Origin of the sequence: Sphingobacterium sp. CZ-2 (assembly GCF_004526235.1) — a bacterium.
Classification (GTDB): domain Bacteria; phylum Bacteroidota; class Bacteroidia; order Sphingobacteriales; family Sphingobacteriaceae; genus Sphingobacterium; species Sphingobacterium tenebrionis.
In genome coordinates this window covers 1,875,959-1,892,860 of sequence record NZ_CP038159.1, presented here as the reverse complement: position 1 = coordinate 1,892,860, position 16,902 = coordinate 1,875,959, and the positions used below count along the sequence as shown (strand labels likewise).

Annotated in this window: 14 protein-coding genes; 3 read left to right on the top strand and 11 right to left on the bottom strand. The window is 41.9% G+C overall.

Going from position 1 to position 16,902, the window contains the following annotated elements:
- Nucleotides 1–213: 213 nt before the first annotated feature.
- Together E3D81_RS08375 and E3D81_RS17380 are read right to left on the bottom strand one after the other, a co-directional pair.
- Nucleotides 214–1,017, bottom strand: a complete 804-nt coding sequence (locus E3D81_RS08375) for an IS3 family transposase (RefSeq protein WP_209023051.1) — start codon at nt 1,015–1,017, stop codon at nt 214–216.
- Nucleotides 1,018–1,037: 20 nt separating this feature from the next.
- On the bottom strand, nt 1,038–1,304 hold the full coding sequence (locus E3D81_RS17380; RefSeq protein WP_185218669.1) for a transposase: 267 nt from the start codon (nt 1,302–1,304) through the stop codon (nt 1,038–1,040).
- Between the two features lie 251 nt (nt 1,305–1,555).
- On the opposite strand from E3D81_RS17380, the gene accD reads away from it, so the two are divergent.
- Nucleotides 1,556–2,398, top strand: coding sequence for an acetyl-CoA carboxylase, carboxyltransferase subunit beta (gene accD / locus E3D81_RS08370; RefSeq protein WP_099367695.1), 843 nt, complete (start codon nt 1,556–1,558; stop codon nt 2,396–2,398).
- A gap of 108 nt (nt 2,399–2,506) precedes the next feature.
- Here the strand turns inward: accD and E3D81_RS08365 are convergent, their stop codons facing one another.
- A complete protein-coding gene (locus tag E3D81_RS08365) occupies nt 2,507–2,857 on the bottom strand; it encodes a hypothetical protein (RefSeq protein ID WP_209023122.1) in 351 nt (116 codons plus the stop codon).
- Nucleotides 2,858–2,979: 122 nt separating this feature from the next.
- Between E3D81_RS08365 and E3D81_RS08360 the strand changes: the two genes are divergently transcribed.
- Entirely contained in the window at nt 2,980–3,315 is a 336-nt protein-coding gene (locus E3D81_RS08360) for a MerR family transcriptional regulator (RefSeq protein WP_099367696.1), read from the top strand.
- Between the two features lie 41 nt (nt 3,316–3,356).
- Here the strand turns inward: E3D81_RS08360 and E3D81_RS08355 are convergent, their stop codons facing one another.
- The 3 genes from E3D81_RS08355 to mutS are packed head-to-tail and all read right to left on the bottom strand — an operon-like array spanning nt 3,357 to nt 7,215.
- Nucleotides 3,357–3,851: a metallophosphoesterase family protein gene (locus E3D81_RS08355; RefSeq protein ID WP_134777109.1), complete on the bottom strand. Its 495-nt coding sequence runs from the start codon at nt 3,849–3,851 to the stop codon at nt 3,357–3,359.
- 1 nt (nt 3,852) lies between these two features.
- Nucleotides 3,853–4,593 carry a tRNA1(Val) (adenine(37)-N6)-methyltransferase gene (locus E3D81_RS08350; RefSeq protein WP_134777108.1) on the bottom strand — a complete coding sequence of 247 codons (741 nt, stop codon included), beginning with the start codon at nt 4,591–4,593 and terminating at the stop codon, nt 3,853–3,855.
- Between the two features lie 45 nt (nt 4,594–4,638).
- On the bottom strand, nt 4,639–7,215 hold the full coding sequence (gene mutS, locus E3D81_RS08345) for a DNA mismatch repair protein MutS (protein WP_245153318.1): 2,577 nt from the start codon (nt 7,213–7,215) through the stop codon (nt 4,639–4,641).
- 111 nt (nt 7,216–7,326) lie between these two features.
- Between mutS and mtgA the strand changes: the two genes are divergently transcribed.
- Nucleotides 7,327–8,070 carry a monofunctional biosynthetic peptidoglycan transglycosylase gene (gene mtgA / locus E3D81_RS08340; protein ID WP_134777106.1) on the top strand — a complete coding sequence of 248 codons (744 nt, stop codon included), beginning with the start codon at nt 7,327–7,329 and terminating at the stop codon, nt 8,068–8,070.
- 292 nt (nt 8,071–8,362) lie between these two features.
- Here mtgA and E3D81_RS08335 read toward each other — a convergent pair whose 3' ends face one another.
- The 5 genes from E3D81_RS08335 to E3D81_RS08315 all read right to left on the bottom strand — a co-directional run bounded on the left by E3D81_RS08335 (nt 8,363) and on the right by E3D81_RS08315 (nt 16,845).
- Nucleotides 8,363–9,403, bottom strand: a complete 1,041-nt coding sequence (locus E3D81_RS08335) for an isoaspartyl peptidase/L-asparaginase family protein (RefSeq protein ID WP_209023121.1) — start codon at nt 9,401–9,403, stop codon at nt 8,363–8,365.
- 102 nt (nt 9,404–9,505) lie between these two features.
- Nucleotides 9,506–10,840, bottom strand: a complete 1,335-nt coding sequence (locus tag E3D81_RS08330) for a DUF5121 domain-containing protein (protein ID WP_134777105.1) — start codon at nt 10,838–10,840, stop codon at nt 9,506–9,508.
- The gene (locus tag E3D81_RS08325) at nt 10,837–12,330 is read right to left on the bottom strand and encodes a glycoside hydrolase family 30 protein (RefSeq protein ID WP_209023120.1); all 1,494 of its coding nucleotides are present in this window, start codon (nt 12,328–12,330) and stop codon (nt 10,837–10,839) included. Before E3D81_RS08325 ends, E3D81_RS08330 begins: the two co-directional genes overlap by 4 nt.
- An 8-nt stretch (nt 12,331–12,338) precedes the next feature.
- On the bottom strand, nt 12,339–13,859 hold the full coding sequence (locus E3D81_RS08320) for a RagB/SusD family nutrient uptake outer membrane protein (protein ID WP_134777104.1): 1,521 nt from the start codon (nt 13,857–13,859) through the stop codon (nt 12,339–12,341).
- A 19-nt stretch (nt 13,860–13,878) separates the two neighbouring features.
- A complete protein-coding gene (locus E3D81_RS08315; RefSeq protein ID WP_134777103.1) occupies nt 13,879–16,845 on the bottom strand; it encodes a SusC/RagA family TonB-linked outer membrane protein in 2,967 nt (988 codons plus the stop codon).
- Nucleotides 16,846–16,902 lie beyond the last annotated feature (57 nt).

Below are 16,902 nucleotides of genomic sequence, written 5' to 3'. Positions count from 1 at the left end.
TCATAAACTCTATATTATACTACTTTTGATCTTGAATAATTAATATATGTTAACTCAACCAATATTATTTCAAGAAAAAAATATACTTAACACTTTATTTATTATAAAAATATGAAGTTTGTGTAACCCTCCCTATTTTCGGACTGGCATCCAGGCGAGTTTTCAAATTTAAAAATAGTTGTTATCAATAGGTCAATCTTTTTTAAAGTTGACCTATTGATAACATGCCGCCGGCAGGGCATCGTATTCCATTGGTGTCTTTCCTCCCAATGACTCATGTGGTCTTTTGTAGTTGTAATCCTGAATCCATTCTTCTGCAAGTATCTGTACTTGCTGTGTATCTTCAAAGAGGTAGGCATCCAGGATACTTTCCCGAAATGTGCGGTTGAAACGTTCAATGTAACCGTTTTGCATCGGCCTGCCTGGTTGAATGTACTGTATCTCTATTTCTTTGCCAGCACACCAATCTCGAAATTCCCTACTGATAAATTCAGGGCCGTTATCCGTACGGAAACGTGAAGGTTTTCCCTGCTCTTTTATGATGCGATCCAATAGATAGGTTACGTTGTTTGCTGGCATACTGTGCGCAACTTCAATAGCGATGGCCCGCCTGTTAAAGTCATCAATGATGTTCAGGGTCCTGAACTTGCGCTTATTGGTCAGTACGTCGCTCATAAAGTCCAGAGACCATGTTTTAAGCGGCCTTTCTGGAATCGATAACGGTTGCTTTACCCGGGCTGGAAGTCGTCTCCTGGTCTTTCTGCGACGGTTCATCCCCAAGAGTTGATACACCCTGCGGATTCGTTTGTAGTTCCACTTCAGTCCCTCATGTCGAATACGTGAATAGTAAAGGTCCTGTCCTTCGGTTGGATACCGATCGGCCAGCTCTCGGAGCTTCGCTATCGTTTCGCTGTCGTCCTTCCTGTTCCTGTAATAATACATCGACTTCGGCAGGTTGACAACCTTGCAGGCCCTGCTGATGCTGATCTGGTGCATAGAAATAACATAAGCAGCCATATCCTTGCGCTGGCAGGGCCTTAGAACTTTTTTGATAGTACGTCCTTGAGGATCTTGTGGTCCAGGGCGAGGTCCGCATACATCTGCTTGAGACGGCGGTTCTCTTCCTCCAGTTCCTTCATACGGCGCAGCTCTTGGCTGTCCATCCCGGAATACTTCTTCTTCCAAGTGTAAAAGGTTGCTTGGTGGACACCCAACTCCCTGCAGATGTCCGAAGTGCTTTTACCCGATTCATGTTGCTTGATCGCAGAAACAATCTGGCTCTCGCTGATTCTTGTCTTTTTCATTGTACTGTTCTAAGTTACGAATTTTCGCGTTTCAGACAGTCCGAATTTTCGGGAGGGTTACATTTGCTTATAAATATGAACGCCATTTTATGAAATGGAGTATAAAATATTACTGAAGTAAACACATCACATTGTAATTAAGATTACCATTCCAGATTCCTGCTGGGAAACAGTATCCAGCAATCCGCAAAGAATTCTAATCACATATTAGATATTTTTCGTTTATTTGTAATCCGAATTAACATGAATCTATGAGTTGGTTTAAAAGAAACAAAGCAGGAATACAAACTGCGACCGAACATAAAAAGGAGGCACCAGATGGGATGTGGAATAAATGTCCGAACTGTAAAAAACCACTTTTGAATGTTGAGCAGGTAGAAAATAAATACGTTTGTCATTATTGCGATTACCACATTAGAATTGGCTCGACGGCTTATTTTTCTGTATTATTTGACAATAACGAATACACCGAACTATTCCCTAACCTAAAAGCTGGAGACCCCTTAAATTTTATCGATAGCAAACCTTATAAGGATCGCTTGGTAGAAAGTCAGGCAAAAACAGGATTGAACGATGCTTTGCGCTCTGCTGTAGGGAAGCTAGATGGACAGGAAATTGTGATCGCTTGTATGGATTTCTCTTTCATTGGAGGTTCCATGGGTTCTGTTGTTGGTGAAAAAATAGCGAGATCAATCGATTATTGTATCGAACATAAACTGCCTTTTATGCTGATCTCCAAATCCGGAGGTGCACGTATGATGGAGGCCGCTTTTTCATTGATGCAAATGGCGAAAACATCGGCTAAACTCGCTCTTCTTGCGCAAGCAAAACTACCTTACGTCTGCTTATTAACAGATCCTACAACTGGAGGTGTTACGGCATCTTACGCGATGTTAGGTGATATTAATATCGCAGAACCAGGTGCGTTGATCGGTTTTGCAGGTCCTCGTGTAATTAAAGAAACCATCAAAAAAGATCTTCCAAAAGGATTCCAAACTTCGGAGTTTGTATTGGAGCATGGGTTCTTGGATTTTATCGTAGATAGAAGACAACTGAAAGATAAAGTAGCTACTTTCTTGAAATTAGTGAAGTAGGTATAAATATTATTTGTTTAAATACCATTAACAAAAAATTAGGCGATCAATATTGATCGCTTTTTTTGCTTTTATCCTACTTGCACAGTGAAGCTACTACAGAAAACTTTACTTTTTCAAATACTTCAGAAAACTAAAAGGCCGTCTCTTCTTAATATAATACAGGTTTTCCTCATTTTCAAAGGCTTCCCTTTCAAAGGAGATATGCACATAGGCTTGAAGAAAATTTCGGTACTGTACAAAGCGGAATAGAAATTCCAAAAGATAAAAGAAGTAAAAGGGCAGAATCAACAATTCCAATGCTTGCGAAAGGTGAATCCTCTCATGGTTGATCAAAACTTTATCTGATCGATTCGACAGTTCCCTCAAAAAGATAAATGGAAATATCGTGATGGCCTGCGCTTTTCCGGCTGAAAAAAAACGCGTCCAGAACTTACTCACTATAATTTTCCCTTTCATCGATCAGAATATACTTTTTATAGAATTTGTACAATAACTTTGTTTTTCGCTATAAAAATATAGCTTTTTTTTAATTTCAAAATTGATTGTATATTTGTTATAATCACCAAAAGCATTAATTCATGCCATATAAAGAACGCGAAATCAATAAATTGTACTATACAATGGGGGAAGTTACCGAAATGTTCGATGTAAATGCCTCACAAATCCGTTTTTATGAGCGTGAATTTGATATCCTGCAACCCAAGAAAAACAAAAAAGGAAATCGATTATTCACTCCAGATGATATCGCTAACCTAAAGATCATCTTTAATCTCGTCAAAGATAAAGGGTACACCCTTCAAGGCGCTCGAGACTTTCTTAGAAACAATAAAAATGAAGCTAAGGAAAATCAACGGGTCGTGGATTCCTTGGAAAAACTGAAAAGTTTCTTGCTGGAAGTAAGGGATAGTTTATAATAGGAATATAGTTTATAAACGGATATACCATTTATTTTCCATCACCATCTCGGGTTCAACTCGATCACTTCCAGGTTCTCTATCCGATCCTGATTGATCTCAAAACGCATTAGCGTTCTTTGCTTATGCCAACCCTGTTTTCCGGCTGCACCGGGATTTAAATGCAATAAACCCAATTTCTGATCAAACTGCACCTTCAAAATATGCGAATGCCCACAGATAAATAACTTTGGGGGATTCTTGCGGATCTCTTCCCGAACCAGGGGACTATATTTCCCGGGATATCCTCCAATATGCGTCATCCAAACATCCACTCCTTCACATTGAAAACGCAGATTCTCCGGATAGATCATCCGAATATCCTTTGCATCGATATTCCCAAACACCCCTTTTAGTGGTTTAAAAGCCTGCAACCTTTCAATAACCTCCAAGGAGCCAAAATCTCCAGCATGCCAAATCTCATCACAGTCTTTGAAATATTCAAAGACCGCATCGTCCAAATAACTATGCGTATCCGAAATCAGTCCGATTTTCATATTAAAAAGCTAAAAAGAAAGGTTCCAACAAATGATTATAGGCATCTGAATAAATCCCTCGGCCCTTATAGATAATAAATTCTTCTGTTTTTGGCTGATGGGCTTTACGGGCAAAACTGATGATGCAACGAAAACTATCCGAATCTTCAAAAGATCGGATATTGCATTGTCCGTTCCATTCCAGGCCATGCGCAATAGCCTCATCTTTTAAGAACTGTTCCATCTCAATGGGAACAATTAGCTGAATTTGCCCATCTGCCTTCAACCTTTCCGAAGCAAATTTGATCATCTCTTTGAAAAAGGTATCATCCGTGTGTTTTGCAACTTTTTTCCGTTGATCCGGATTATGGAGGGAATTTATATAGAATGGAGGATTGGACACAATCAAGTCGAAATGCAGTTCCGTTTGCCAGTGAAAGATATCGCCATGAACAAGCTGCATCCTGTCCTTGAAGGGCGATTGCTTAAAGTTCATGCCTGCGGTTTCAGCGGCCAGTTCATCAATTTCCACACCCCATACCTTCGCCTGTTCAAAACGTTGGGCAAGCATTAAAGCAATGACACCGGTACCTGTTCCGATATCCAAGATATTCATGGCTCCCGCATTAACTGCTGATCCATCAACAGCCTCTTCTTGATGAAATCCAGCCGTTGCGCCCAATAAGACCCCATCGGTATTGATCCGCATCGGTACATTATTCTGATCTACAGCAAATTGTTTGAATTGAAATACCTGTCCCATCCTATCCCAATATTAAATACGAGTTTCTAATTTAAACACGAAATACTAATTCTTTAGCAAACGTTGGATCTCATCCAATTTCATCAAGGCTTCCACAGGCGTTAGGGTATTCACGTCCAGGTTGTTCAGCATATCCCTGATCTTCTCCAGCACCGGATCATCAATAGCAAACATCTGCAATTGATAGGCCTGCTTTTGGATCTTCCGCATGCTATCCTTGATCTTTTCTCCGCCGGTGCGTTCCTGCTCCAAACGTTTCAGAATATCATTCGCACGACCGATCAACTTCGGCGGCATACCTGCCAATTTCGCGACATGTATACCAAAGCTATGTTCAGAGCCTCCGGGAACCAATTTCCTTAGGAAGATCACCTTATTATTCACCTCTTTCACACTAACATTATAATTCTTAATGCGGGGCATGGAATTACAGAGCTCATTTAATTCATGGTAATGGGTCGCAAAAAGCGTCTTTGCCTGACAGCTCGGATGCCCGTGCAAATATTCTGCAATAGCCCAGGCTATAGAAATACCATCATAGGTACTCGTTCCACGACCAATCTCATCCAAGAGGATCAAACTGCGGTCAGAAAGATTATTCATGATGCTTGCCGTTTCATTCATCTCCACCATAAAAGTCGATTCTCCAGAGGATAGATTATCCGAAGCCCCGACACGGGTAAAGATCTTGTCGACAATACCAATACTTGCCTCCTTCGCTGGAACAAAACTTCCGATCTGAGCCATCAATACAATCAGGCCCGTTTGACGAAGCAAGGCCGATTTACCCGCCATATTCGGACCGGTAATAATAATGATCTGTTGCGTTTCTGGATCCAAAAAGGTATCGTTCGTGATGTAATCCTCCCCAATCGGAAGTTTCTTTTCGATCACAGGATGTCTACCGCCTTTGATATCCAATACACGAGAATTATTGATCTCAGGTTTTATGTAATAGTTCTTTTCCGCGATCACCGCAAAGTTCAACAACACATCCAACTTGGCGATCAATTGCGCATTGAGCTGGATGGGCTTGATGTAAGCTGCGATATCCTGCAATAATTCGGCATAGATCCTATTTTCGATGACCTGGATTTTCTCCTCGGCACCTAAGATCTGTTCTTCGTATTCTTTAAGTTCTTCGGTGATGTAGCGTTCTGCATTGACCAAGGTCTGTTTGCGGATCCAACTATCCGGAACTTTATCTTTATGGGTATTGGTGACCTCTAAATAATAACCAAAGACATTATTGAAAGCTATTTTAAGCGATGGGATACCCGTAGCCTCCGATTCCCGACGTTGGATTTCCAAAAGGTAATCCTTTCCACCGAATGCCACCTTTCGCAGCTTATCCAGATCCACATCCACCCCATCTTCGATCACATTCCCTTTGTTCAATGCCACCGGAGGTTCGGCTTTAACCGTTTTTTCGATCTTTTCCCGAATAAGGAGACAAGGGTTCAACTGTTCGGCTATCATCCGTAGCGATTCCGTATCCGAAGCATTGGTCATCTCCTTCAGTTTTTCCACTGCATATAAGGCCCGCTTCAATTGGATGATCTCGCGAGGATTCGCCTTCTGAAGTCCGATTTTACTGATCAGGCGTTCCAGATCACCCACCTGCTTAATCTCATGGATAAGCTCGTCACGTACATCGCGGTGGTTATGGAAATATTCCACCACCTGTAGTCGCTCCTGAATAGCCTTTTCATCCTTCAAAGGCATGATGATCCAGCGTTTCAACAATCGTGCACCCATAGGCGAAGATGTTTCATCCAGGACATCCGAAAGAGTACTGGCATTTTCATTGGCAGAACCGATCAACTCCAGGTTACGGATCGTAAAACGATCCAACCACATGTAGCGATCTTCCTCGATTCGGGAAATATTGGAAATATGCTGCAGATTTCGGTGTTCGGTTTCATTCAGGTAATGCAGCGCCACACCAGCAGCAATGATGCCGATGTTCATGCGATCTACCCCAAAGCCTTTCATGGATTTCACCTCAAAATGCTTCAATAACTGTTCCTCGGCATAATCTCCAGAATATGGCCATTCATCCAGGGTATAGGTATAGTATCCGGAACCAAACTGTTCCAGAAACTCTTTATACTGCTTCTTGGGAAGAATGATCTCCGTTGGCTTGAAACCTTGCAACAATTTATCGATATAACCTACATTCCCTTGGGCGACCAAAAATTCGCCGGTTGAAATATCCAAGAAGGACACTCCAACGACCGATTTTTCGGTATAAAGGGAGGCAAGGTAATTGTTTGATTTTTGGTGAACGATGTTTTCATTGTAAGAAACACCTGGAGTTACCAATTCGGTCACCCCGCGTTTCACGATGGTTTTGGTCTGTTTGGGATCTTCCAATTGGTCGCATATCGCCACACGTTGTCCGGCACGCACCAGTTTTGGTAGATAAGTCTCTAAGGAATGGTGCGGAAATCCTGCCAATGCCGTTTCCGATTCGGTGCCATTACCGCGTTTTGTTAGAACAATCCCTAAAATTTTGGCGGCCTTCACCGCATCCTCCCCAAACGTCTCGTAAAAATCCCCCACTCTAAACAACAAAAGGGCACCAGGATATTTCGCCTTGATGGTATTATATTGCTGCATTAAAGGGGTTTGTTTCTTCTCTTTTGCCAAGATATGCCAATTTTGAATAAGATGTAAAAATAGCAGAATTATTAAAAAATACCTCTTATGTTTGCATAAAAATTCAAGGTTATGGCCATTAAGCGCAGTACCAAAAAGAATAAAGTCAAACAAAACAACAGCAAGGGAAAATCCACTTTGTGGAGGAAGGTGGGTTACTATGCATTAAGGGGACTTATTGCATTTTTTGTGCTATCTATTCTTTGGGTGATCGCCCTGCGTTTTATCAATCCTCCCATTACGTATCTGATGTTGACTAGGGGCTTTGAAAGGAAGGCTGCAGGGAAGGAATGGAAGATCGATAAGAAGTGGTTGGATTACGAGGATATCTCGGATAATTTGAAAAGAGCGGCCATTGCGGGTGAAGATGCTCATTTTTTGACGCATAATGGTTTTGATACGGAAGCGATCAAGCAGGCTTTTGAGAAGAATAAGGCGGGGAAAAAATTGAGGGGAGGGAGTACGATCAGTCAGCAAACGGCGAAGAATGTGTTTCTTTGGCCGGGAAGGTCTTGGTTCCGGAAAGGATTGGAGACTTATTTTACGTTGTTGATTGAGGGTTTATGGAGTAAGAAAAGGATATTGGAGGTGTATTTGAATGTGATAGAGATGGGACAAGGGGTTTATGGGGCGGAAGCGGCTTCACAATATTATTTCCATAAATCGGGGAAGAGTTTGACGAAGAAGGAAGCGGCATTGATTATTGCGGTGCTGCCTAGCCCGCAGAAATGGGACGCACGAAGGCCATCTAATTGGGTGAATAGACGGGCTAATGCTATTGTGAGGTATATGCATGTTTATGAGATACCGGAGTAGATAGATGATAGATGTTAGATGATAGACTTGGGCGTCATTGCGAGGAACGAAGCAATCTTTACCCATGTCATGCTGAGCGAAGTCGAAGCATCTACATTTGGTACCATTACAGATCCTTCGACGCTGCTCAGGATGACATTAATCGAAAGATTGCTTCGTCGTGCCTCCTCGCAATGACGCAGGGCCTCCTCGCAATGACGCATAAGTACGAAATGACGCAGTGACCTCAATGAATCAGTGCACGCAATAAGGCAGTGCATCCAATGACTGCAGCCCGGACGCAGCAAAAAAACTACTTATAAATTTCCACCTTTATCTCTCCATCCTCCGTTACAGTTCCGCGATACATACCTTCGGTATTAAAAGGCATGGCCACATTTCCATGAGCATCCAAAGCGATCATCCCCCCATCGCCGCCTAGCTTACCGATTTCATCGATTACCGCCTTACTTGCCGATGCCACATTTTCCTTTCCATATTTCATCCTTGCTGAAACATTAAAAGCTGCAGAGGTCCGAATATAAAACTCCCCCCATCCTGTACAAGAAATTGCTGCTGTTTCATTATTCGCATAATTCCCTGCGCCGATGATCGGAGAATCCCCTACCCTTCCAAATTTCTTGTTGGTCATGCCGCCGGTAGAGGTTCCTGCCGCTAGATTCCCAGCTTTATCCAAGGCCACGCAACCTACCGTTCCAAACTTTTCATCCTTAATAACAGGCGGCAAATTACTTTGCTGTCCATCATGATCCAATTCCATCCTTTCCTTATCGCGTTCCAATGCCCGCTGCAATCCATCCCATCGTTGCTGTGTCCAGAAATATTGGGGATCAACGATCTCCAAGCCCTGTTTTTTAGCAAATTCCTCCGCCCCCCTCGCAATCATCATCACATGCTCCGATTTATCCATTACCGCTCTTGCTGCCTTGATAGGGTTCTTAACAATGGTAATTCCTGCAACAGCACCAGCCTTCAAGGTTTTTCCATCCATAATGGAAGCATCCAATTCGTTCTTTCCTTGATTGGTAAATACCGCACCTTTTCCAGCATTGAACAAAGGCGAATTCTCCATGACTTCTATCGCGGCAATGACCGCATCCTGACTGGATTCACCGTTCTTTATCTTGGCATACCCCTTTTCCAAGGCTTCCGTTAAAGCAGCAATATAAGCCTTCTCCAAGGAATCAGTCATGTTCTTCTTCAGAATCGTTCCGGCACCCCCATGGATGGCCAACACATATTTCACTTCTTTTTTAGCCTGAGCCTGGCTATTATCCTGACTTCCCACCATCATTAAACAAGTTAGTAGCGTATATAGAATCTTTTTCATCATTAACTAATCATTTCCACAAATTAACCAAATATTGCCACAAAAAAAAGAGGCTGGATATCAAGTGATATCCAGCCTTTGGGTGCTTGTGTATTAATAGTTAGGTTATTTCTTTGTCACTGTCAATTTTGGTTTGGCATTGCCTTCCGATAGATCGACCACAAATTCATAGGTTGTATCCGCCGTCAAAGTCTTGCCAGCCAATAATCCTAAGTTACCCGGATCTCTACCGTTACTTCCATTTCCAACAAATACCACATCACTTGTCGTGGTCAATTCATTCTTGAATTCACCGCCCCATCCTTTTTGATGGAAGAATTTAAAGTTGATGTTATCCGTTTTGATGGATTTTCCAGCGATCACCGTTACACGGTATTTCTTGCCACCAATTGGCGCCATACAGATCGCATTATCTGGGTTCCAGCCTACTTCATTCGATGCTACCGTTGGTTTACCGATTCCTTCACCGATGATCCAAATAGCGCCGGTTCCGTCTGCATTTAAGCTCGCTAGGTTACTTCCGTTCATCGCTTCCGCGTAAATATATTCTTTATCGAAATTCGCATAGAAACGGTATTTACCGCTCATAGCGTTGAAGTAATATTTACCCCCATCCTCACGGATATAATCGGAACTGATGCCCCAAGCCGACAATCCTTCGATACCATCAATCGTAATCTCTTGTCCATTTTCAATCGTCAGATCAACACTGTACAGGTTGTCGTTTACCATTTTCATTCCCTCTCCATTGAACGCATAACCAATAATAAAAGGTGCTGCTTCATAAGTAAGGGTATTGAACGAAATGGTATAAACACCAGATACCGAATTGGAGAAAGGAATATTCTGTGTGATCCCTTGCGTTATCATATCATTTTCCCAACCAAATTGAATCGGGTTTCCTGCAGCTCCAAATGCTGGTGCCTCTAAATAACCGTTTACTTTGAATGGTAGGTTTTCTGTTAATTCATACTTATTCAGTGCTACCCTGTTCATTTTATAGGTCTTGGTAGGTGTCACCAAATTGATATGAGGAAAATCAGGTCTACTGATCGTGATGGACTGACTGGTATCGGATTTCACCAATTCCACGTTTTCCAAGGTAAATTTCAATTCTGCGGCACCATTTGGAATATCCTTAAGAAAAGGCACAAATAATTTTCCAGTATATTCGCCATAATCTTTCGTACGGATAATCTTCTCGGCAACCACTTCCCCACTGAATAAAAGCTGAGCTTTTAACGTGGACAAAGCGACACCTTGATCTTTAACATTGACCGAGAAAGCAAGACTATCTCCGAAGAAAGCTGTTTTTGGCAGATTCGTGATTTCCATGCTTGGTGACCCGCCACCAATTGGAACGATAAATTCATCCTCTTTACACGAGAACAGCAAGGTAAAAAGGCATAATATTGCGGTATAATTGATTAGTTTTTTCATTTTTTCCAAGTATAAGAAACTACCGAACTAGCAGGAACGGTATAGCCAAAATTGTTCTTACCATCCTCCAACACGATGAATGAATCAGCTCCAGAATGATTGGTAATCACGAAAGCATAGGATCCATCGGTGTTTTTAAATGCTGCATAGGTCAAATTACTGTCGGTATACCCTGTTGTACCAATACGAACAGCTCCTGGTTTAACCACCGAAGACATGTGGCCAATGATATAATAATGAGAATTTCTACGGATCGTTTTATAATCCGCTTTACTGATATCCACAGCTCCATAACAAGTTTGACATCCACCTTCACGGTTTGGTCCTTTGTCAGAATCCAACATCAAGTTCCAAACAATAACTGCTTTACTGAAATTATTTACGGTCCCTAGCGCCACTTCACGCATATCTTCGGTAAGACGTTTGCCCAATACATTGCCATCATTCCAGGTTCCAATGGATGTTTCTGTAAAAACGATATCCTTATTAGGTGCTTTGGCATGAATGTCCAATAATTCATCTTTGTTACCCCCATAATTATGGAAAGCTGAACCTGCAAAAAAGGCTGCCGCTGCAGGATCCTGGAAGATTTTTACCGGATAATCCTCTTGCTCTGGCATATCGTCGTAATTATAGTTATGGTCAAAAGCATAGATTTTAGTGGTCAAACCAGCAGCTTTGATTTTCGGACCTAATGCCGTTTTCACAAATGCCTGTTGTTCTGACCAGAACATCAACAAGGAAGCGGAGTTGCCCGCATTCAATGGCTCATTTTGAGGCGTAATGGAATAGATATTGATGCCTTGAGCGGCCATCGCCTGAATCCATTTTACGAAGTAGGTGGCATAATCCTGGTAATATTTAGGATTTAAGTGCCCCCCGGTCCAAGACTCATGCGGTTTAAGATCGGTCAAGTTGTTCACCTTCATCCAAGTTGGCGGCGTCCAAGGCGAACCCATGATCTTAATATCTGGATTGATCGCTAAAATCTCCTTTAAAACCGGAATTACATATTTCAATTCCTCTTCTTGAAGGGCAAAGTTTTCGATTCCTGGTTTATCTGCCAAGGTATATTCACTCAAAGAGAAATCGGAACAGCCGATAGCTATACGGATATAGCTCTGGCCCATCCCTTCGGTCGGAGAAAAGGTTTCCTTCAAAAACTTAGCACGATCTGTTTCACTCATCTTCAGCAGGTTGTAAGCTGTTGAACCAGTAATTGCAGAACCGAAACCATCCATGGTCTGAAAAGTCTTAGACTCGTCGATCTTGATGGTTTTTGGCGACATACTTGCCGTTTTATTGAAATTAACAAAAGTTCGCTCGAAATCCTGGCTCATGGAGGAGGTCGTTGTATAGATCTTTACATCGCCAGAAGTTGGATTGGTCGGCTTGATCGGATCGCCACCGTTAAAGTTGTCATTTCCACAGGCAATCATTCCTGTGGTCAGAACGCTAACAGCTAAAATATATTTCTTGAAATTCATCATGTTCTAAATTAATAACCTAAGTTTTGTTTGATATTTGGGTTCTGATCGATGATCGCCTGTGGAATTGGAAGTCTATACGAATTCTCATTAAACTGATAAACCTGTGCTTTTCTTCCTGAATCCTTGGCAAAAACGGCATTCATCACAGCTTCTACCTTATTGTTTCGCACTAAATCGAACCATCTTTGGCCTTCAAATGCCAATTCCAATCTTCTTTCTTTCATTAAAGCATCCAACATGGCATCCTTGCTCGCTTTGGTCGCGCTGCTTAGGCGAGGTAGTTTTACCCGCGTACGAACTTTATCGATGATATCTGCAGCAGCAGCTAGGTTTGGTCCATCCTTCTGGATCAATGCTTCAGCTTTGAGCAACAATAAATCCGCATATCTGAATTTAATGATATTGCTATATGCTGAACGGGTTTTATACATAAAAGGATAGTTATTGGATGGATAGTAATTACTCCATTTGGCTTCGTAATAAACAATCGATTCGGTATAACGGATCTGATCGGCCTCATTGGTAAAAGCTTTGATCAGATCACGTGATGGGGTTACCCATTTTGCCCAGTCAAAAGCATTGTTATAATTGGAAAGATCCCTACCGAACATCCAGGTTACCCAGTTACCATTCCCAACAAAGAATTGAGCCTCCAGAATACTTTCTTTCGAATTTCTTTTCTTCGCATCTGCGGTTCCTTCCACCACACCGAACAGATCGGTAAAATCAGCTTCCAGGTCAAACCCATCCGCTGCTAATTCATCCACATATTGGATGACTTTGTTATAGTCGCGTAAAGGTTTTTCGGCATATACTTTCGCCAATAACGCTTTCGCTACTGATTTACTGAACCTCGTTTTATTGGCATTATCATTTGCGGGTGCATCCACCAATGCGTCTAACAAATCCTTTTCAATCTGTTGATAGGCTTCTTTCTCCGTTTTTTGCTCAGGAAAATAGTCTTTGTAAACATCCTTGATGGTCTCAGCAGTGATATCACCCGCGATGGTAGTAACCACTGGAATATCACCAAATAAACGAACCATATCGAACATCACCATACCACGGAATATTTTCGCTTCTCCTTTCATTCTTCTACGAATTGCTTCCGTAAGCGTGTTGTCCTGTACAGAATCGATATATTGGATCAGGATATTCGCTCGTGCAATATCTTCCATGTACCTTTTCCAATCGCGTTCAACCACCGAGTTGGATCCTTCGATCGAATTGTTTTCAAAGGGTACCACTTCTGCTCCGGTAGTTCCGGCATAGGCATTATCCGAATGGGATTCGGCGATCAATAAAACATCCAGGTACCAATGTTCCTGACGGTCGCGCATTTGGTTATAGATGGTCAACATGTGGGATTCCACAGCTGCTCTATCTTTAAATACCACCTTTTCACCTGTCTCAGAAACACCTTCGGTTACATCGGAAAACGTATCGATTGGATCTTTATCTAAAGAACAACTACCCAACAATCCTATGATTGCCAGTGCTGCTAATTGATATATAAAATTTCTTTTCATTGCTTTCAATTTTTATTACCTAAAACTCCAAGTTCAGACCCACCACAAATGATTTGCTCTGTGGATATGTTCCCCAATCAATTCCTTGTACTGCTCCACTATTGCCAAACTGATTCACCTCGGGATCTAAACCTGTGTATTTTGTGAAAGTGAATAGATTAGAAGCGGAAACAAATGGCTGCAATCTGTTAATTCCGATGCGGTTCAACACCTCTCCTTTGATATTATAAGATAAGGATACATTCTTAACCCTTAAATAGCTACCATCCTCGATAAAGTAGGTAGAATTCAACATATTATATCCTGCTTTAGGCACTTCAGTGATCTGCCCTGGTACTCTCCAACGTTGCAACACGCGGGTAGATTGGTTTTTTCCATCATACATCCCTTCAGTTTCCATACGGGAGGCATTGAAAATATCATTCCCTTGTGAACCTTGTAAGAAGATACTCAGATTGAATCCTTTATAGGCAAAATTATTGGTCAAACCGAAGGTAAAGTTTGCATTTGGATCACCGATAAACGTACGGTCAGAAGATGAAATCCTGCCATCGCCATTGATATCCTGATAGATCATATCTCCAGTCTCAGGGTTTACGCCTTGGCTGATGTAGCCAAAGAAACTGCCCATAGGTTTGCCTGGCATGTTGCGAACCACATAATCGTTGACCACTTCTACCGTTCTGGCTGCTGGATAGATCTGTTGTAGATCCAAGCTTACCAATTTGTTTTTGTTGAACGAAATATTAAACGCTGTATTCCATTTGAATTCCCCAATTAAGTTTTCGCTAAGGATATTTGCCTCAAAACCTTTATTGCTCATTTCACCCTCATTACGCAGAATATTATTTGCAATTTGACCTTCCGGAATGGAAACATACATCAACATATCGTTGGTGGTCTTGTTATAATAATCCAAGTTCACAGTCAACCGTTGGTTAAAGCCAGTGAAATCCAAACCAACATTCACCTGTTTCATATTTTCCCAATGCAAATCAGGTGTCCTCAGGTTCGCAGGGGTCACAGTGACCAAGGCATTTTCTTTTGTCTCTTCAAACCACGGTTCTCTGGTGATATAATAGCGTTGTAGGTAAGCGTAATCGCCAATTCCATCTTGGTTACCGGTAAGACCCCAACCTCCACGCATTTTAAGATCGTTGATCCAGGCTACATCCTTCATAAAATCTTCTGAAGAAAGTCGCCAAGCTGCAGAGAAGGATGGGAAATAACCCCAACGGCTGTCAGGATGAAGCTTTGAAGATCCATCCGCACGCATATTACCGGTAATAATGTATTTACCATCAAAATTGTAGGTCAACCGGCCGAAGTAGGACATGATCGCCCAATCGGATGCACCAGAACCGGTTGCTGTCCAAGAAATTTTATTGGCAGCATTCAAGGTCTGGATCATGCCAGGTCTGTAATGAGAGGCATTGATATAACTATTGGTATAGTCTGATTTGGTATAAGATGATCCCAACATCGCTTCAAACCCATGCTTCTCCACATTCTTATTATAGGTCAACACATTATCGAATGTAGTCACCGTATTCATGTTTCTCGAATCGGCACCTTCACCAAATTGGTTTCTACCCCAAGAAGTAGTCAAAGGATCTAAGAAAGTAGTAGAGATGGCGTTTCTACGATCCAAAGCAAAAGTCGTACGCAGATTCAACTCTGGCATAAACTTGATGATCGCAGAACCAGAACCGATAAACCTGTTCTCTCTATTCTTATTATTGCTGGTACGGGCAATGTTTTCCAATGGGCTATTGATATTCACCCCATAGAAATTATTGTAATATTGTCCTGGCATGAACGGATCCCAAACAGGGGCATAGGTTGGGGTATTGATGGTCGACATGATTACCCCACCACGGTTAGCTCCCGTACCTTGGATAATGCCATTTCCAGCATAATCGGAGTAGGAAAGATTTGCATTGACGGTCAACCATTCGCGAATATTATTCTCGATATTTCCGCGGAAGTTATACCGCTTGAAAAATGCTTCATTAATAATCCCTTTGTTATTTACATATCCACCGGAAATCATATACTTCAATCGCTCGCTACCGTCCGAAACCGACACTTGATAATCCTGAATCACCCCTGTACGGAATGTTTCATCAAACCAGTTGGTCTGATCCGTCAAATTGCTTGGAAGATTGATCATGCCGATTTCGTCCTGTAGCTCTTTGTATTGAGCCGTATTTAATGGTGTGATCTTGTTTGTGATTTTGTTTTGGGTAGCCAACATGTTGAAGGTAATCTTCGGAGCACCCGTTTTACCTTTTTTGGTCGTAATCAAAATAACCCCATTGGCACCGCGTGAACCGTAGATGGCTGCCGAAGAAGCGTCTTTCATGATCTGAATATCGGCGATATCGGTTGGTGACAAAAAGTTGATGTTATCTACAGGTACATTATCAACGACGTATAAAGGGTTATTACTTCCATTAAAGGAGGTCGTACCACGAACACGAATCGATAACCCAGCGTCTGGTGCACCCGAAGTTTGGGTAACAGAAACCCCAGCCGCGCGACCTTGGATCGCTTGTTCAGCAGATACGATCGGCCTTTCGTTGATATCATCCAAAGAAACGGATGAAATCGCCGTCGTTACGTCTTTTCGCTTAACAGAACCATACCCGATCACCACGACATCCTCTAGGGTGTTGGTCGCACTCTTTAAGGAAACCGTCAGATCGGCCTTGGAAATGACCTCTTGGCTAACATAGCCGATAAATGAAATCCTCAGCTTGGAATTGGCAGGAACATTTGTCAATGTAAATGATCCCTCATTGTTAGTTGAGGTTGAATTGGATCCGCCAATTACGGAAACCGTAGCTCCAGCTATGGGTTCGTTTGTGGATTCATCGATTACTTTTCCGTTTACCGTTAGATTGGATTGGGCATATGACATGCTGAAAAAAACCGTAAAAAGAAAAAGTAATAGACCTTGCTTAACTTTAGTAAAAAGTTTCATGGGTGTATAACTAGTTTATAATTTAAAATAATTCAGGTAGAACCTTAATCCTTGTTA